This is a genomic window from Stenotrophomonas maltophilia group sp. RY12688 (assembly GCF_052149045.1).
In the GTDB taxonomy this organism is placed as follows: Bacteria; Pseudomonadota; Gammaproteobacteria; order Xanthomonadales; family Xanthomonadaceae; genus Stenotrophomonas; species Stenotrophomonas sepilia.
The window spans coordinates 2059445-2077680 of the sequence record NZ_CP197389.1; the positions used below are offsets into that span (position 1 = coordinate 2059445).

15 protein-coding genes are annotated in these 18236 nt (G+C 66.7%); 4 read left to right on the forward strand and 11 right to left on the reverse strand.

Annotated features, from left to right (window positions below; translation table 11 throughout):
- The first annotated feature begins 9 nt into the window (after positions 1-9).
- Entirely contained in the window at positions 10-1230 is a 1221-nt protein-coding gene (locus ACS0OT_RS09690; protein WP_053496680.1) for an ATP-binding protein, read from the forward strand.
- 92 nt (positions 1231-1322) lie between these two features.
- On the opposite strand, the gene ACS0OT_RS09695 is transcribed toward ACS0OT_RS09690, so the two are convergent.
- Together ACS0OT_RS09695 and ACS0OT_RS09700 are read right to left on the reverse strand one after the other, a co-directional pair.
- Positions 1323-3095 (reverse strand): EAL domain-containing protein, encoded by a 1773-nt coding sequence (locus ACS0OT_RS09695; protein ID WP_005416466.1) that lies wholly within the window; start codon positions 3093-3095, stop codon positions 1323-1325.
- Between the two features lie 3 nt (positions 3096-3098).
- Complete coding sequence (locus ACS0OT_RS09700) at positions 3099-5201, reverse strand: PAS domain S-box protein (RefSeq protein WP_442256348.1); 2103 nt, start codon at positions 5199-5201, stop codon at positions 3099-3101.
- A 130-nt stretch (positions 5202-5331) separates the two neighbouring features.
- Here ACS0OT_RS09700 and ACS0OT_RS09705 point away from each other — a divergent pair, with 130 nt between their 5' ends.
- Positions 5332-8091, forward strand: coding sequence for a bifunctional diguanylate cyclase/phosphodiesterase (locus ACS0OT_RS09705; RefSeq protein WP_262220066.1), 2760 nt, complete (start codon positions 5332-5334; stop codon positions 8089-8091).
- A gap of 136 nt (positions 8092-8227) precedes the next feature.
- On the opposite strand, the gene ACS0OT_RS09710 is transcribed toward ACS0OT_RS09705, so the two are convergent.
- The 8 genes from ACS0OT_RS09710 to ACS0OT_RS09745 all read right to left on the reverse strand — a co-directional run bounded on the left by ACS0OT_RS09710 (position 8228) and on the right by ACS0OT_RS09745 (position 14415).
- Entirely contained in the window at positions 8228-9313 is a 1086-nt protein-coding gene (locus tag ACS0OT_RS09710; RefSeq protein WP_180885748.1) for a GAD-like domain-containing protein, read from the reverse strand.
- Positions 9314-9433: 120 nt separating this feature from the next.
- Positions 9434-9940 (reverse strand): hypothetical protein, encoded by a 507-nt coding sequence (locus ACS0OT_RS09715; RefSeq protein WP_262220064.1) that lies wholly within the window; start codon positions 9938-9940, stop codon positions 9434-9436.
- A 67-nt stretch (positions 9941-10007) separates the two neighbouring features.
- Positions 10008-10223 (reverse strand): hypothetical protein, encoded by a 216-nt coding sequence (locus ACS0OT_RS09720; protein ID WP_033835502.1) that lies wholly within the window; start codon positions 10221-10223, stop codon positions 10008-10010.
- A gap of 98 nt (positions 10224-10321) precedes the next feature.
- Positions 10322-11512: a methyl-accepting chemotaxis protein gene (locus tag ACS0OT_RS09725; RefSeq protein ID WP_005416472.1), complete on the reverse strand. Its 1191-nt coding sequence runs from the start codon at positions 11510-11512 to the stop codon at positions 10322-10324.
- A 216-nt stretch (positions 11513-11728) separates the two neighbouring features.
- Entirely contained in the window at positions 11729-12343 is a 615-nt protein-coding gene (hflD, locus tag ACS0OT_RS09730; RefSeq protein ID WP_005416473.1) for a high frequency lysogenization protein HflD, read from the reverse strand.
- The gene (gene mnmA, locus ACS0OT_RS09735; RefSeq protein WP_262220063.1) at positions 12340-13482 is read right to left on the reverse strand and encodes a tRNA 2-thiouridine(34) synthase MnmA; all 1143 of its coding nucleotides are present in this window, start codon (positions 13480-13482) and stop codon (positions 12340-12342) included. Before mnmA ends, hflD begins: the two co-directional genes overlap by 4 nt.
- Complete coding sequence (locus tag ACS0OT_RS09740) at positions 13479-13940, reverse strand: NUDIX hydrolase (RefSeq protein WP_049460786.1); 462 nt, start codon at positions 13938-13940, stop codon at positions 13479-13481. The genes mnmA and ACS0OT_RS09740 overlap by 4 nt, the downstream gene beginning before the upstream one ends.
- A 1-nt stretch (position 13941) precedes the next feature.
- Entirely contained in the window at positions 13942-14415 is a 474-nt protein-coding gene (locus ACS0OT_RS09745; protein ID WP_005416476.1) for a hypothetical protein, read from the reverse strand.
- Between the two features lie 112 nt (positions 14416-14527).
- Here ACS0OT_RS09745 and clpS point away from each other — a divergent pair, with 112 nt between their 5' ends.
- Complete coding sequence (clpS, locus tag ACS0OT_RS09750) at positions 14528-14854, forward strand: ATP-dependent Clp protease adapter ClpS (RefSeq protein ID WP_005416477.1); 327 nt, start codon at positions 14528-14530, stop codon at positions 14852-14854.
- Between the two features lie 138 nt (positions 14855-14992).
- On the opposite strand, the gene ACS0OT_RS09755 is transcribed toward clpS, so the two are convergent.
- Positions 14993-15805 (reverse strand): APH(6) family putative aminoglycoside O-phosphotransferase, encoded by an 813-nt coding sequence (locus ACS0OT_RS09755; RefSeq protein ID WP_139727067.1) that lies wholly within the window; start codon positions 15803-15805, stop codon positions 14993-14995.
- Positions 15806-15943: 138 nt separating this feature from the next.
- Between ACS0OT_RS09755 and clpA the strand changes: the two genes are divergently transcribed.
- Positions 15944-18229 (forward strand): ATP-dependent Clp protease ATP-binding subunit ClpA, encoded by a 2286-nt coding sequence (clpA, locus tag ACS0OT_RS09760; protein ID WP_262220062.1) that lies wholly within the window; start codon positions 15944-15946, stop codon positions 18227-18229.
- Positions 18230-18236 lie beyond the last annotated feature (7 nt).

Here is an 18236-nt window from a genome sequence, read left to right on the forward strand (position 1 = left end):
CGAGTCGCCGTGTCCGCTGCCAACGCCCTGGTTACCGCCCCCCTTCCGCCGCAGCCGGTGCTGCAGGCCCTGCTTGAGCGCCTGCGCGAAGGCCTGCTGCTGTTCACCGATGACGGGCGGGTGGCCCTGGCCAATCCGGCCGCACAGAACCTGCTGGCCAGTGGCGAGGACGGCGGGTTGCCGCCGCCGCAGCGCCTGCGCGAACTGCTGCCGCCCGATGCGCTGGAACAGGCTCGCCAGCATGGTCACTGGAATGGCAGCCTGCCGCTGGGCGAGGGCGTGGTCATCGCCCATCTGTACCACCATGGTCCGGTCGGCCAGGGGCATTTCCTCGCCCTGTTCCGCCACATCGAAGGGCAGGAAGACTACGAACGCGAGCTGCAGCAGCGCCATGCCGAACTGCGCCAGGCCTACCTGCGCCTCAATGGCACCCAGGAAAAGCTGCTGCAGTCGGAGAAGATGGCGTCGATCGGCCAGCTGGCCGCCGGCGTCGCGCACGAGATCAACAACCCGATCGGTTACGTGCACTCCAACCTGGGCAGCCTGCAGGAATACCTGCGCAGCCTGTTCACCGTGATCGAAGCCTACGAGCGCGCCCTGCGCGCGCCGGACCCGAAAGCGCTGATTCCGGAAATCGATGATATCCGTGACCGTCTGGATATCGATTTCATCAGCCGCGACCTGCCGCAGCTGATGGCGGAATCGCGCGAAGGCATCGAGCGGGTCACCCGCATCGTGCGCGACCTGAAGGATTTCTCGTATTCCGGCCGCGACGAGTCGTGGAAGCTGGTCGACCTGCACGCGGGCCTGGAATCGACCATCAACATCATCTGGAACGAACTCAAGTACAAGGTCACCCTGGTGCGCGAGTTCGGCCAGTTGCCCCTGGTGGAGTGCCTGCCATCGGAGTTGAACCAGGTCTACATGAACCTGCTGCTCAACGCCGGCCATGCCATCGCCGAGCGCGGCACGATCACGGTGCGTACCGGCGTTGATGGCGATCACGTTTGGGTCGAGTTCGAAGATACCGGCGGTGGCATCTCGCCGGAACTGCGCCAGCGCATCTTCGATCCGTTCTTCACCACCAAGCCGGTTGGCAGTGGCACCGGCCTGGGCCTGTCGATCTCCTACAGCATCATCAACAAGCACCACGGCCGCATCGACCTGGACAGCACGCCCGGCGTGGGCTCGCGCTTCCGCGTGGTGCTGCCGGTCAAGCAGCCGCGCTGACCGCTTCTGGCAGTGCCGGCCGCTGGCCGGCAACCTCATTGAACCCGATTTCCAGAGCAGCCGGCCAGCGGCCGGCTCTACCAGAGGGGTGGTTACCGCAATGGGCGATCCTCGCCGCCATCTCCGCTCTCCACCGGCGCCGGGCCGGCATTGCTGCGGCGCTGTTCCTCGTACGTGCGGAACGCCTGGTGGATGTGCTTGCGCAGCTCGTCGTCGTTCCACGGCTTGGTCAGGAAGCGATAGATCGCGCCGCGGTTGATTGCATCGGTCACCGTGTTCAGATCGGTGTAGCCCGACAGCACCAGGCGGATCGTATCCGGGTACAGCATCTTCACCCGGCCGAGGAACTCGGTGCCGCTCATGTCGCTCATTCGCTGGTCGGACAGGATCACCTGCACGTCGTTGATCGCCAGCAGGTCGAACGCATCGCGCACGTTGCCGGCGGCCAGGATGCGGTAGCCGTCGCGGCGGAACAGGCGCACCAGTGAGCGCAGCACGTTTTCCTCATCATCCAGCAGCAGCAGCGTCCGGTCCGGACGTGTCTCAGCGAAGGCTTCCGGGCGCAGGTAGCGGCGGCGCAGGGTCATGCCGGCGGCATCGGCCGACATCGGTTCGCCGAACAGGTAGCCCTGGAACACGTCGCAGTCGTTGCGGCGCAGGAAGCCCAGCTGCGCCTGCGATTCCACGCCGTTGGCAATCACGGTCATGCCCAGCTGGTGGCCCATGGCGATGATCGCGCGGGCGATGGCCGCTTCACGATTGCCGGCCGGCGCGCTCTTGATGAAACTGCGGTCGATCTTCAGCTTGTCCACCGGGTAGCGCACTAGCGCGCTGAGGCTGGAGTCGCCGGTACCGAAGTTGTCCAGGCTCAGGCTGATGCCTTCGTTGCGCAGGTTGGCCAGCGTTTCGTGGACGAAATTGACGTTGTTGGTCAGCGCACTCTCGTTGATCTCCAGCGTCAGCATGTGCGCCGGTACGCCCGCCGCCTGCAGCAGTGACATCACTTCGGCGAAGAAGTTCGGCCGCAGCAGCTGCAGGGTGGACACGTTCACTGCGATGGTGAAGTCATCGAAGCCCTGGTCGCGCCACAGCCGCGCCTGCTTCAAGGCGCCTTCCAGCACCCAGGTGCCGATCTGCACGATGATCCCCAGGCGTTCGGCGGTGCGCATGAAGCGCTCCGGCACCAGCATGCCCAGGGTCGGCGACTGCCAACGCAGCAGCGCTTCCATGCCCACCACGTGGCCGTCGCGCGCGCTTACCAGTGGCTGGTAGCGCAGCTTCAGCTCGCCATTGGGAATGGCATCGACGATCTGGCGCGCGATGATGCTCTCGCTGTGCGCGCTTGGCGGGGTGTCCACCGCATGGATGCGCACGGCATTGCCGCCTTCGCGGGCGGCCTGGTACAGCGCATCCTCGGCATGGTCGAGCAGGCGCGAGGTGCTGCTGGCATGTTCCGGGCACAGGCTCACGCCCAGCTTGCCGGTCATGAACAACGTGTACGGCAGCACCGACAGCGGCAGCTCCATCTGTTGGCGGATCTCCTCGGCGAAATCCTCCGGCAACGGCAGATCGGCGGTGCGCGGCACCGCGATCAGGAACTCGTCGCTGCCATGTCGCCACAACTTGCCGCGCCCGCGCAGGTAGGACTGCAGGCGCTGTGCCACCAGCACCAGCGCCTGGTCGCCCACTTCGGCACTCATGTTTTCATTGACCGATGCGAAATGGTCGATGTCCACGTGCATCAGCATCAGTGCGATGCCGCCTGAGGCTGCCTCGGCAACCATTGCCTGCAGCTCGGGGTTGCCGGCGCCAAGGCGGTCGGGAGCGTCATCGATGCTGACCGGGGGCAGGTTGGGATTCCACATGGTTCAGTATTCCGGTGAATCGACGGCAGCCCTGCTGGCCGCCTGGTAGGGGAGGTGGACATCGACCAGGGTGCCTTCGCCATGCGCGGATTCAATCCGCACGTGGCCACCGACGCTCTGTGCGCGCTCGCGCATCACGATGAGGCCCAGGCCGCGCGGGCCGTCCGGATCGAAGCCTTCGCCGTCATCGCGGATCTGCAGGTGCAGGCCGCGCTGGCCGACATCGCGCAGCTGCAGCAGGACCTGGCTGGCGCGCGCATGGCGCAGCGCATTGGTCAGGCTTTCCTGTGCGATGCGGAAGCAGGCCTGTTCGATGCTGTTGTCGGGGCGATGCGGCAACGGCTCGATCTCGGCCAGCAGCTCCACCGGCGAGGAGCGGAACAGAACCCGCGCCTGCCAGCTGAGCGCTGCCTCCAGGCCCAGTGCATCCAGCTGCGGGGGGCGCAGCAGGGTGGAGATGTCGCGCAGTTTGGCCACGGTGGTGTCGGCCAGGCTGACGATCTGCGCCAGATCCTGCCCACGCCGCTGCGGATCGTCCTCTTCCAGCGCGGCGTGCGCCGACAGCTTGATCGCGGTAATGGCCTGGCCGATGTCATCGTGCAGGTCGCGCGAAATCGCACGACGCTCGTCCTCCTGCAGCGAGAACAGCCGCCCGGCCATCGCCTGCAGTTCGCGGTTGCTGGTTTCCAGCGCGCTGCGGATGCGCTCGGAATCACTGAGGTCGCGCACGATCAGCAGCTTGCAGTCGCGGCCACCGTAGCGCACGTCGCCCACCGCCAGGCCGGCATGGAAGCTGCGGCCGTCGCCGCGCCGCATGGCCACCACGCTGCTGTGGCCCGGTCCCAGGTGCGGCTGGCCGGCACGCAGCTGGCTGCGCACCCGCGGCAGGTCTGCGGCAGCGACCAGCGCCGACAAGGGCTCGCCCAGCAGGGTATGGCTGCCGTAGCCGAACAGGCCGGCGGCCCAGGCGTTGGCGTACAACACATGTTCGTCGGAGAGGATCACCACGCCGTCGGGCAGTACCCGCACCAGCTCGCGGAACTGCTCCTCGCGCTCGCGCAGCAGTCGCCGCGACTGCTCGCGTTCGGTCACGTCCTGCAGGGTGCCCAGCACGCGGTTGCGGCCAGCCTCATCGAGACCGCTGGCGGCGCGCAGGTGCACCATCAGCGCGCGCCCGTCCATCGACAGCAGCGGCAGCAGCACGTCCACCTGTACCGGCTCGCCGGAGCACAGCTCGGCCAGCAGCTGCTCGGTCTGGGTGGCGGTGGCCGGGTCGGCCGGCACCAGCAGTTCGTCGAAGCGGTGCCAGCGGCGGGCTTCGGGCGGGCGGCGGCCGAGCAGGCGATAGACCTGGTTGGAATAGCGGCCCAGCCCGGTGGACGGGTCCAGCTCCCAGGCGCCGATGCGGGCCAGTTCGTGGGCTTCTTCCACCCGTGCCAGCGCCTGGTCGCGACGCAGCTGGGCCAGGTCCTCGGCAGTGCGATCGATGGCGATCAGCAGGCGCGCATTGTGACCGTCGTAACTGATCGCGTTGGAGCGCAGTTCCATCTGCCGCAGCGCGCCATCGCGCAGCTGCAGCTGCGCGCGCAGGATGCACAGCTCGTCGGGCGCCTCGCGGATCGCCTCCAGCTTGGCCTGCAGCGCCTGGCCCTGGCCGGGTGTCCACAAGGCGTCGATGGTCTGTTCCAGCAGCTCATCGCGCTCCCAGCCGAAAGCGGTGCAGGCGGCTGGGTTGGCGTCGAGGATCGCCAATGTGTCCAGGTCATAGACGAGGATCGGGCCGGGGTTGCCCTCGAACATCTGCCGCAGGCGCAGCTCCGAGGCCTGCTGGCGGGCGTGGGTATGCAGCACGTGCTCGGCCAGCGGGCGCAGCAGCAGGTACAGCAGGCCCGCGCTGGCCAGGGCGAAGAACGAGCCCTTCAGGCCCTGCCACAGGGCCGCCTGCTGCGGATCGGGCACCAGCGCCTGCACCACGCTGTCGGTGGAGATCATCCAGGCCAGCGCCATCACCAGGTAGCTCAACACCACCCGCCGCCGGTCACGGCTCAGTGCCTGCGCCATCCGCGGGTCGGGAACTGGGGCGTTGCCGGTCGGTTCTGCGGGCATGGACGGGGTGGGTGAAAGGGGCGCCGGTCATCTTACCCCGCAGCGTGCCGTCACCACTCAATTATCCGCCGCAGGCGCCGTTAACCACTGCGTGCCCCGCTGACGGGCGAGTCATCCGGAGCAAGATCGCGTGGACCAAGGGATCATCGCCAGCCTGCTGCAGCACCCGCTTTCGTCGGCGCTGGTCATCGTCGACCGTACCGGGCGCCCGCTGGCGGCCAATCCGGCCGCGCGCGAGCATGGCCTGCCGGCCACCGTGGCTGCCTATGCGCCAATGCTGGAAGATCTGCGCCTGATGGCCGCTGATGGCGGCATCGTGCCCTGCACGCTGCCAGGCGGCCCGCGCGGCCACTACGACGGCCACCTGCGCGCCGTGCATGACGGTGCCGGCAACCTGCTGGCGTTCACCCTGAGCATTCCCGAGCCGGTGCCGGTCGATGGGGGTGGGCGCTGGGAACTGGCACTGGACAGCGCCGGCCATAGCCTGTGGGACTGGGACATCCCCAGTGACCGGGTGGCGCGCACGCCGGCGCTGGGCGACGAGACGGCCACCGAACTGCTGTCGCGCGTGCACAGCGAGGACATCGACCAGGTGCGTGCCGCGCTCGACGAGCACCTGCGCGGGCGCAGCGAGCAGTACAGCGCACAGTTCCGCTTCCGCCAGGCCGATGGCCAGTGGCGTTGGGTGCTGGATCGCGGCCGCGTGGTCGCGCGCACCGCCGATGGCCAGCCGCTGCGCATGGTCGGCACGCATACCGATATCGAGCAGCAGAAGCAGCTCGAATCGCTGCTGCAGGAACAGCAGCTGCACCTGAGCGAGGCCCAGCGCATCGCCAGCATGGGCAGCTGGTCGTTCGACCCCAACAGCGGGCACTTCTGGTGGTCGCCGGAACTGCGCTCGCTGCTGGCGCTGGAGCACGGCGCCGTGCCCGGCCAGCGGCGCTGGCTGAAGCAGCTGCATCCGCGCTCGCGTGGCGCGTTGCGTGCGGCATGGCGGCGGCTGTGGCGCGATGGTCGTGCCGCCAATCTCGAGCTGGAGCTGACCCGTGGCCATGAGCCATCACAGCACCTGCGGCTGTGGATGCAGCCGCTGCTGGACATGGACGGGCAGCCCAAGCGCCTGCTCGGCCAGGTGCAGAACATCACCGAACAGCACCAGACCGACGCGTTGATTCGCTGGCGCACCGAACTGCTGAACCGGGTTTCCGCGCTGGGCCGCATCGGCGGCTGCGAGATCGAAGTGCAGACCCGCAGCATGCAATGGACCGAGGAGTGCTACCGCATCCATGGCCTGCGCAAGGAACCGATCACCCTCGACCAGGCGCTGGCGCTGTACACGGAGGACTCGCGCAACGCGTTCGAGGCGGCGCTCGCCCGTATCGCCAACGGCGGCCTGCCCGAGCAGCTGGACCTGTGCTTCTACCGCCAGTCCGGCCTGCGTGTCTGGGTGCAGGTGCTGATCGAACTGGATCGTCGTGACGGACTGCCGCCGCGCTTCGTGGTGCTGTTCCGTGATATCACCCGCGAGCGCGAGGCCAACGAGCGCATTGAACTGCTGGCCCACTACGACCTGCTGACCGGCCTGCCCAATCGCGTGCTGCTCGGCGAACAGACCGCCGAGGCCATCGAGGAGGCGCGTGATCGCGGCACCTCATTGGCGATGCTGTTCATCGACCTGGACGGCTTCAAGACCATCAACGACAGCTTCGGCCACGCCACGGGTGATGCGCTGCTGAAGGCTGCCGCGACCCGCCTGCACCAGAACCTGCGCAACAATGATCTGTTTGGCCGTTTCAGCGGCGACGAGTTCATCGTCGTACTGCGCGACCTGGCTGAGCCCGAGGATGCGGGACATGTCGCCCGCAAGCTGATCGCCTCGCTGGCCGAGCCGCTGCGCCGTGGCGAGACCACGCTGAAGGTCGGTGCCAGTGTCGGCATCGCGATGCTGGGCGATGCGCAGACCGATTTCGATTCACTGCTGCGCGCTGCCGACGCCGCGATGTACGCGGCCAAGGAAGCCGGACGCAACACCTACCAGTATTACAGCCAGGACGCACTGGCCCGCATCCAGCGCAGGCTGGAGCTTGAGCACGCGCTGCACGGTGCGATCGAGCGCGAGGAGTTCAGCCTGGCCTATCAGCCGCTGCTGCATGCCCACCAGGGCGAGCCGCCGGCAATTGAAGCACTGCTGCGCTGGCATCGCCCCGGCATCGGCTATTGCAGCCCGGCCGAGTTCATTCCCATCGCCGAGAAATGCGGCGAGATCGTACGCATCGGCGACTGGGTACTGAACGAAGCCTGCCGTCAGGCAACCGCCTGGGACCGGGCTGGACTGCACTTCGACCGCATCGCGGTCAACGTATCGGCGGTGCAGCTGCGCGACCGTGGCTTCGCCGAACGTGTGATCGAGATCTGCCATGCCCACGGCTGGCCGCCGCAGCGGCTGGAGCTGGAGCTGACCGAATCGGCGCTGATCCGTGACACCGACATCCTGCGCCACTGCTTCGACGTGCTCGAACGGCACGGCGTGCCGCTGGCGGTGGACGACTTCGGTACCGGCTTCTCCAACCTCAACTACCTCAACCGCTTCCCGGTGGGTCGCCTGAAGATCGACCGCAGTTTCGTGCAGGGCATGCTGCACGACTCCGGCACGGCCGAAGTGACCCAGGCCATCGTGCACCTCGGCCACGCGCTGGGCATGAAGGTGGTGGCCGAGGGCGTGGAAACGCACCAGGAAGAAGACATGCTACGCCGCCAGGGCTGCGACGAAATCCAGGGTTACCTGTACTCGCGCCCGCTCAGCCCGCGCGACCTGGCGCAGTGGCTGCGTCAGCAGCGTCCGTTACCGATGCGCACCGACGCCAGCAGCGAAGCGATGCTGGTGCGCTGACCACCCGACGCTGGTAGGTGCCGACCGTTGGTCGGCACGGTTGCCGCATGGCGTGGATCTACTCAAAGAGCCAGCATCTGGTAGTTGCCGACCTTGGTCGGCGTGCACGCTGGTTCGCCCGTTGATGTGTCCGCCGTCAGCGACGCTGCGCAAGCTCTGCGAGCACATCCAGCGCCTTGCGTTTTACCAAGCTGCCTAGCCGCCAGCCGTGCTCTGACACCGGCTCCTTCGAGCTGTAAATCTCTCCGTCGCCCAGCGGCCCCAACATCTCACGGGCTCGCCAGAACATTGGCTCCCCGTCCTCGGCCAGAACATCCAGTTCGGCAGCATCCAATGCAAGCAGGAAGTCGTGCAGGCGTCTGTCGCGGTCGATGTTGCTTGCTGGAAGAGTCAGTGTTGCAGGCGCGCATAGGTAACCTTCGTGGGGTTCAAGCGTGAGTTCGACTCCGGTTCGCCCGCCACAGATCAGCATCTGGCCGAATGGCGAGATCGCATAGACATGGAAATCATCTTTGCCCCATAGAGGGCTGCCCGCCAGAAGGGCGGCGAGCACCGATTCGTACCCCGCAGGGTTCACCAAAGCCAGTCGATCATCGTGATAGCGCGCAAGACCGTCGCGCTGCCACAGTGCCAACAATGCGTCCGGGAACCTGCCTTTCCAGAGCGTCAGCATGGTGTCAGCAACAGGCGAGCCTGGAGTACTGGTTTGCAGTTGATCCAGAAGGCTCGTCGTGAAGAGGGCAGAAGTATCGGTATCCACGACTGCCGAGACGGTCTCCGGGTGGTCCCGGCCCTCCGGATCTTCCGGCAGCAGGTCGAGGAATGTCAGCATGCTCTCGGCCCGTGCAAGCTCCAGGTTCGATTCCTCGCCCGGAATGGCGCTTGCCTTGCTTCCGGAGACAAGCAACAAGGCGCCCGTTGGAAGCTCATGCCACGGGGCTTCAAGGATCAGATAACGTCGCGGCGCCTGTTCGGCATCATCGTCAAGGATGATGACTGGCGGGCCGTCTTGCACGCACCCCGCGGACACTTCAACTGCTGCATCGATCACACCCGCTTCAGGATCGTACGCATCGATCGGAGCGGAGTAGGGCTGCTGGAACGCTCCAAACGTCTTCAGCGCCTGCTGAAGTGCCCCAAGGGAATCGGGATCCACGGTCAATGGGACAGGGGTTGCCGGAAGCTGCAAAGCAACTGAGAGGCAGAGAAGGGCGCTGGTCATCGGGCTGGTTTGATCTGAACCCCAATCGGCCCCTTCACGATGAAGGGCGCATGGTTCACGGTCCATGCAAACAGTCGGAAATGCTGGCATGGCGGGGCATCGTCCACGCGTGGCGTGGATCTATTTCGGAAACTCCGCCTTCAACTGCATGCGCAGCGCCTCGACAATGGCCGCATAGCGCCGCTTCTGCACCAGATAGCTGGCCAGGAACAGTGGCAGCACCAGCAGCATGGGCGCCACCATCGGGCGCATCGCCACCAGCGGCAACAGCAGCAGCGACAGGATGGCCACGAACCAGCTGCACAGTCCGATCACCCGCACCTCGTGCCGTCGCGCGTTGAGTACGATGCGACCGCGCATCACCGGGAAGTAGCGCAGGCCGAAGCTCGGCGCAAAGCTCTCACGGAACGCCATGCTGCCGTCAGGCAGCGCATGGAAGGCCAGTTGCAGCCACTTGTCCTGCGGCAGGTCACGTTCCAGGCTGCCCAGCGAGAGGCGGGCCTGCATGGCGGGCGACGCTGCGATGCGTTCGTTGAACAGGGCGATGCCCCAGCTGAAATAGCCGGTCACCCAGGCCATCAGAAGGACGGTCTCGATCAGGAGCACTGCGATCAGGGCGATGGCCATCGGTCTTCCATGAACGGGACCTGGGCATCATGCCATGCGGGACGGTCCATCCACGCATGGCGTGGATCTACTTCAGGGCTTCGCCATCCAGCCCGAGATCCCAGGCCAGGCCCAGCAGCGCCTCGTCCGCCCGCGACGGGGCAGGGCGCGCGTCCGCCAGCTGCTGCAGCTCGCGGATCTCCTCGCGTGCCACATCCTCCAGCTGTTGCAGCTGCTCACGCACGCTCGCGTTGCGCGGGCGCTCGGTGTCGGTGAGGGCGGGCAGGGCGCGGATCAGGGTCATGGTGCGCGTACAGGATGCATCCAATGGCGGGTTACAGGCAAAAGCCCCGGACGAACCGGGGCCTTGCGGGCTGCCGGCGAGGGCAGCGGACGTCAGGATCAGAACAGCTCTACCGTGCCGGCACCCATGCTCTGCTGGGCAACCGGCTTGTGCGGCGGGCGTTCCCATTCGCTGCGCAGTTCGCGCAGGCGGTTGCCGGTGCGCTGCAGGGCCGTGGCGATCTCTTCGTCGAACACGCCGCCATTGCGGTGCAGCAGTTCCTGCAGGGCCACCGCTTCACGGTTGATCGCGGTCAGGCGGTCCAGGTGGGTGTGCACGCCGCCCAGCGCCTGGGTGGCGATGTCTTCGAACTGCAGGGCGCGCACGGCTTCGGCCACGCTGCCATCGATCGCACGTGCGCACTCGGAGACTTCGCGCATGCCGTCGCCGAGCGAGGCATTGATCTGCGCGACATTGTCGAGCATTGCCGCCGCTTCCTGGCGTGCTTCGCGGGAGCGGTCCATGTCACGCGAGGCCATGTGCGAGACCGTCTCGCGCACCTTGGCGATGGCGTCCTTGGAGCTGTGCGCCAGCTTGCGGATCTGCTCGTTGAAGGTGGTCGAGCGCTCGGACAGGTTGCGCACTTCGTCGGCGACCACCGCGAAGCCTCGGCCGGCTTCACCGGCACGCGCGGCTTCGATGGCGGCGTTCAGGGCCAGCAGGTTGGTCTGGTCGGCGATCGACTTGACGTCTTCCAGCAGCGCGAAGATGCCATCCAGGTGCTGTGCCATCTGGTCGATGTGCTGCACGGTGGTGCTGCTCTGGCCGCTCACCTGTTCCAGCGCTTCCACCAGCTGTTCCATGCGGTGGCTGGCGTGCTGGGCGAAACGGGCAACGTCGAGGCCGGCATTGCCTTCATCGCCGGCGCGGTCGACGATGCGCGACAGCGCCTGGCTCTGCTGGCGCGACTTGCGGTTCATCGCATCGAAGCTGCCGCCCAGGCTGGAGACCGCCTGGCGGATCAGGTCGCGGGCGCGTTCCACTTCACCACGCGAACCGTCGATTTCGTTGCCGACGAAGTTGCGCAGTTCGGTCAGCAGCTGGTCCTGCTCACGCAAGACACGGGCATGTTCCGGGGAACGATGCGCCTGGGCGCGGGTGGTCCACCACGCAAAGCCGAGCCAGCTCAGCGTCATCGTGGTCAGGATCGCCCAGCGCAGGGCGGCCGGCCATTCGAAACCGATGGCGAAGGGGAGCAGCAGGGTCAGAGCCAGGGGGGCGGCCAGACGGATGAAAATGCGTGAGTACATGGACGTTCTCGGGAGGTGCACGGAGGATGTATCGGCCGTACCCCCTTTCTCTTTAACGTCGATGTGCTTGGAAGTGCATTCTGAATGCGCCGGTTTTCCGGCGCTTGGCGGCTTCGGGGTCTGAGCCCTTTCCGTGCCGGAAAGGGATCCGACCCCTGGGTAGGCAGCGGCGGGGTCGGATCCCTTTTCATGGAAAAGGGCTCTGACCCCACACCCTTACGCCAGCTGCCGGTCCACGGCCTCGATCATCGCCTTGCGGCCGAACAGGAAGTCCCAGTAGCTGCCGCCCAGCTGGCGCCACAGCACTGCCGAGCGCACCGCGGCCAACAGCAGGGCACGGATCTCGGCCACCACGCCGGCCTGGCCCAGGTAGTGCGGGTTGCCCTGCACCATCACCCGCGGCTTGAGGTGGCTGATGGTGTCCGCGTACAGGCTTCCCAGGCTGGCCAGCACATCCGGGTGGCCGCTGTCGCCCAGTTCGGTGGCCTGGCGCTGGGCACGCTCGATGCCCGAAGCAACCTTGTTCACGGTGGCGCCATCCTGAACGAAGCGGCGCTCCAGCTGCAGCACCGACAGCGCCAGTTTCGGCAGGATCGGATCCTGGCCCTGGTTGCGGAAATAGTTGTGCAGCAGGCGCAGCCCGGCCTTCAGTGCATGGCGGTCACCGAACACCGCCTGCGGCGAGGACGCATCGACACGGAACACGCTGTCCACGGCGGTGCGCACGGCGGCGGCGTCGGAATGGCCGGTATCGGCGATGCGGCGTACCTGCTGCAGGGCCTGGGCAATGCCGGCCAAGGCCAGGACGCGGTCGTCGACAGTGAAACTCATGCAGCGATTACCTCAAAAGGGGAGGGGGTGGTGCGCAGGCGCTGTTCCAGCGGCGCATCGGTGGCGGCGATCACCGCGCCACCCAGGCACACATCACCGTCATACAGCACCAGCGATTGACCGGGGGTAACGGCACGCTGCGGGCGCGCGAAGGTGACCAGCACGCTGCCATCGTCCAGCACGTCGACGGTACACGGCTCATCGGGCTGGCGGTAGCGGGTCTGGGCGGTGCATTCGAAGCGTCGCGCGGGTGGCGAGCCCGAGATCCAATGCGCCGGCTCCGAGCGCAGGCGCTCGGACAGCATCCATGGGCTGTCGCGGTCCTGGTCGACGTACAGCACGTTGCTGGCCACATCCTTGCCGACCACGTACCACGGTGCGGCCGGGCGGCCGCGTACGCCGCCGATGTTCAGGCCCTCGCGCTGGCCCAGGGTGAAATAGAACACGCCCGGATGTTCGGCGATCACGCTGCCGTCGGCCGGGTCGAGGATCTGGCCGGGCCTGGCCGGCAGGTAGCGGCCGAGGAAGTCGCGGAAATCCCGCTCGCCGATGAAGCAGATGCCGGTGGAGTCCTTCTTGGCATGGGTCGGCAGGCCGACGTCGCGCGCAATCCGTCGCAGGTCGGTCTTCTCCAGGTCGCCGATCGGGAACAGGGTGGCCGCCAGCTGCTCCTGGCCCAGCTGGTGCAGGAAGTAGCTCTGGTCCTTGGAGCGGTCGGCGCCGCGCAGCAGCAGCCACTGGTGGCCGCGCTGGGTCACCCGCGCGTAGTGGCCGGTGGCGATGCGCTCGGCGCCCAGCTCGCGGGCGGCATCCAGGAAATGCTTGAACTTCACCTCGCGGTTGCACAGCACGTCCGGGTTCGGCGTGCGGCCAGCGGCGTATTCGGCCAGGAAGTGCTCGAACACGCCCTGCCAGTACTCGCTGGAAAAGTCCCGGAAGTGGAACGGGATACCGAGCAGGCCGCATACGGCGACCGCATCGCGGCGGTCATCCTCGGCACGGCAGTCACCGCTGCCGTCGTCGGCCCAGTTCTGCATGAAAAGGCCGGCCACGGCCTCGCCCTGCTGGACCAGGCGCCAGGCGGCGACCGAAGAGTCGACACCACCAGAGACGCCCACCATCACGCGCGGCGTGCTCATGCGACCTCCCGGACCAGCGAAAGCGGATGGCGCTGGCCACCCAGGTAATCCGCCACCACCTGCCAGACCAGCGGGCTGCGCTGGCGCTCGCCGGCGGCCTGCAGCTCGGCCGGGGTCAGCCACAGCGCGCGGTCGATGCCGGTGTCCAGCGGTTGGGCCGGGTCGTGCGAGACCGGGTGTGCTGCGTAGCAGAAGCGCAGGAAGGCGGTGCCGTCGCCGGCAGTCCACTGGTAGCAGCCGATGAAATGGGTCAGCTGCACGGTCCAGCCGGTTTCCTCCCGGGTCTCGCGCAGGGCTGCCTCGGCCAGGCTTTCGCCTGGCTCGAGGTGGCCGGCCGGCTGGTTCAGCACCTGGCGGCCTTCAATGGTCTCTTCGACCAGCAGCACGCGGCCGCCGTCAACCACTACCGTGGCGACGGTGGCGTGCGGTGCCCAGCGCGGGTCCGGCGTGGCGTTCAACTCAGAACTCGTCCTTCTTGGTCAGCTCCAGCTCCATCGCGTCGGCGGTGCGGATGGCCGCATCGATGGCGTCGCTGAGCTGGTCCGGGGTGGCATCGGCGTCGATCTTCACCACGAACATGGCGGTGGTGTCCTGCTTTACCCAGCCCCCCATCTTGGCGTCCTGCGAATCCTCCAGCAGGCGGTTGGCCACGGCCACCGGGAACTGCTTGGTCTTGGCGTTGTAGGCCGGCGACCAGATCTCACGGATGTTGTGGCTGCCGAAATCCTCCACCGCCGAGCGCACGTAGACCATCTGGGTGCGGTCACCCTCGACGTCGAACACCATGCGGTAGTCGCCATCCTCGTCGACTTCGTAGGTATAGCCCAGCTTGTCCAGATGGCGGGCCACGGACTTGTCGGCGCTGGTTGCGGCAGTGGCAGAGCCGGCAGCGGCCAGCGCGATCAGCAGGGCGGGAAGAAGGGTCCTTTTCATGAAGATCCTGTGAAACAGTGTTGGGAGAGGGTGCAATTGTGACGGTGGGCGTGCGTGCCGTCCAATCTGCGGCGGGCCGACGCAGGCCTGCCCGAGCCCCTATAATGGATGGATGCCCCATGAGTCCTCCCCCGATTCCCAGCACGAGCACGGCGTTGCCGTAGAGCCCGCGCGCCCGGAAGTGGCGCCGCCGCCGTTCTACCAGGTGATGCTGCTCAACGACGACTACACCCCGATGGATTTCGTGGTGGATGTGCTGCAGCAGTTCTTCAGCATGGACCTGGACAAGGCCACCCAGGTGATGCTGCACGTTCATACCCGCGGCCGCGGCGTCTGCGGTGTCTTCACCCGCGAAGTAGCCGAGACCAAGGTTGCCCAGGTCAACGAGTACTCGCGGATGAACCAGCATCCGCTGCTGTGCACGATGGAAAAGGCCTGACCGGCTGCCGATTCGCGTCCGGGCACATCGATCCCGGACCCAGTGTGCCCACCAAGGTGGGCACCTACCAAAGCAGAGGCCTGTATCGATCGTGGATGGAGCGCCCCCAGCAAGGTAGGCACCTGCCAAGCGCGGGTCTCAGCTCTCCGCCAGCGCCTCCAGCGCCATCCGCGCCACCGCCTCGTCCACGTCGGCCGGGTCGCCGTCATCCCTGAACCACACTGCCGACAGCGCCATGCTGGCCGCGATCCAGCGCAGCAGGCGCGTGCGTTCCAGGCCGGCCAGTGCGCTGACCTGTTCCAGCCGGGCAGCAAACCGCTCCGGCCGCGTGGCCACAAGGATGCCCGGGCCACAGAGATCCGGATTGCTGAACATCGTCGTGTAGTCGAACGCACGGTCGCCCAGCAACCGCTTCGGGTCGATCGCCAGCCAGCCGCGCGCGCCGAAATCGAGCACGTTGTCGTGGTGCAGGTCGCCATGCAGGGGCCGGACCTCGCGCTCTTCCTGCAGCAACCCCTCCGCCAGTGATCTGCACTGTTCCAGCAGTGGCGGCAGCGCAGCCCTTGGCTGCAGCAGATCGGCGAACCATTTACGCAGGCAGACCAGTTCCGCTGGCGGCGCGCTCCGTGGCCGGTGCAGCCGTTGCAGGACCTGGCACAGGATCGTGGTGCAGGCCTCATCGTCGCCCTCGATCGAGCGTTGCCTCAGCGAGTCGCCGCCGGCACGTTCGATCAGGATCGCCGGCCCGGCGTGGGCCAGCAGGCGGGCAGCGCCGTCGCCGTCCCACCAGCGCAGCAGGCGGTGGCTGTTCTGCTCCTCGGTTTCGCTGCTGATCTTCAGCATCGCCGGCGTGCCGGCAGCGGTCAGCACCGGCCAGAGCCGGGCATGGGCCGTTTCGATGGCCGGGCCATCACGCCGCAATCGCCAGCGGCTCAGGTAGGGTTCGCTCATGCCGGTTGAGGTCTTCTGGAGTGAACGAAGATCAAGCGTTCTGCAGTGCTAACGCCATCTGAACGCAGCAATCCGCTAGGGTGATGGAAATCGCGTAGTCAGGCCGCATATTGTTCCCATCTGCCGCCGGAGTAATCCATGTTCAGCAAAGACCTCGAACACACCATCGGCCAGTGCTACAAGCGCGCCCGTGAGGCCCGGCATGAGTTCATGACGGTCGAACACCTGCTGTTGGCACTGCTCGACAATCCGTCCGCCCAGGCCGTCCTGAAAGCCTGTGGTGCCGACGCCGAACGCCTGCGCCAGGAGCTGGAGCAGGCCATCGAGGCCTCAGTGTCGCGCCTGGCCGAAGATGACGGTCGCGATACCCAGCCGACCCTGGGCTTCCAGCGCGTGCTGCAGCGGGCCGTGTACCACGTGCAGTCCTCGGGCAAGAAGGAGGTCACCGGCGCCAACGTGCTGGTCGCCATCTTCGGCGAGAAGGACTCCCACGCCGTCTACTACCTCAACCAGCAGGATGTGACCCGGCTGGATGTGGTCAATTACCTGTCCCACGGCATCGCCAAGCTGGGCGAGGAAGGCGAGCAGCCGTCCTCCTCCTCCGACGGCGAGGGCCGCATGGAAGGCGGGGAGGGTGAGCCGAAGGGTGATGCCCTGACCGAGTTCGCCAGCAACCTCAACGAACAGGCCCGGTCCGGCCGCATCGATCCCCTGGTCGGTCGTGGTGACGAGATCGAGCGCACCATCCAGGTCCTGTGCCGTCGCCGCAAGAACAATCCGCTGTACGTGGGCGAGGCCGGCGTGGGCAAGACCGCCATCGCCGAGGGCCTGGCCCGCCGCATCGTCGAGGGCTCGGTGCCCGACGTGCTTGCCGACGCGGTGATCTATTCGCTCGACCTGGGCGCGCTGGTGGCCGGCACCAAGTACCGTGGCGACTTCGAGAAGCGCCTGAAGGGTGTGTTGACCGCGCTGAAGAAGGTGCCCAACGCAGTGCTGTTCATCGACGAGATCCACACCATCATCGGCGCCGGCTCGGCGTCGGGTGGCACCATGGATGCGTCCAACCTGATCAAGCCGGCCCTGGCCTCCGGCGAGCTGCGCTGCATCGGTTCGACCACTTTCCAGGAATACCGCGGCATCTTCGAGAAGGACCGGGCACTGGCCCGCCGCTTCCAGAAGATCGACATCGTCGAGCCGACCGTTGGCGAGACCTACGAGATCCTGCAGGGCCTGAAGTCCAAGTACGAGCTGCACCACGGCGTGACCTACTCCGACGAGGCGCTGCAGGCGGCGGTTGACCTGTCGGTGAAGCACATCGGCGACCGCCTGTTGCCCGACAAGGCCATCGACGTGATCGACGAGGCCGGTGCCCGCCAGCGCCTGCTGCCGGAAGGGCAGCGCAAGGAACTGATCGACGTCGAGGAAGTGGAGGCGATCGTGGCCAAGATGGCGCGGATCCCGACCAAGCAGGTCAGTGCCACCGACAAGGACGTGCTGCAGCACCTGGAGCGCAACCTGAAGATGGTGATCTTCGGACAGGACCCGGCCATCGAGACGCTGTCCTCGGCAATCAAGCTGGCCCGTTCGGGCCTGGGCAATCCGGAAAAGCCGATCGGCAACTTCCTGTTCGCCGGCCCGACCGGTGTCGGCAAGACCGAGGTGACCAAGCAGCTGGCGCTGCAGCTGGGCATCGAGCTGGTCCGCTTCGACATGTCCGAATACATGGAGCCGCATTCGATCAGCCGCCTGATCGGTGCCCCTCCAGGCTACGTCGGCTTCGATCAGGGCGGCCTGCTGACCGAGAAGATCGTCAAGACGCCGCACTGCGTGCTGCTGCTGGACGAAATCGAGAAGGCGCACCCGGACATCTTCAACATCCTGTTGCAGGTGATGGATCGCGGCGTGCTGACCGATACCAACGGTCGCGAGGCCAACTTCAAGAACGTGGTGCTGGTGATGACCACCAATGCCGGCGCGGCGCAGGCCTCGCGGCGCTCGATCGGCTTCACCAAGCAGGACCATGCCACCGATGCGATGGAGACCATCCGGCGCAGCTTCACCCCGGAATTCCGCAACCGCCTCGACGCGGTGGTGCAGTTCCAGGCGCTGGGCTTCGAGCACATCCTGCGCGTGGTCGACAAGTTCCTGATCGAGCTGGAGATGCTGCTGCAGGACAAGCACGTCAGCCTGTCGGCCACGCCGACCGCGCGCGACTGGCTGGCCCACCACGGCTTCGACCCGCTGATGGGTGCGCGTCCGATGGCCCGGGTGATCCAGGACAGGATCAAGCGTCCGCTGGCCGACGAGCTGCTGTTCGGCAAGCTGGTCAACGGCGGCAAGGTGAGCATCGATGTGCGCGACGACGAGCTGGTGGTCGAAACCCAGGCCGAACCGGAGCGCCTGCTGCCGGCGACTGTGGAGTGAGCTGACA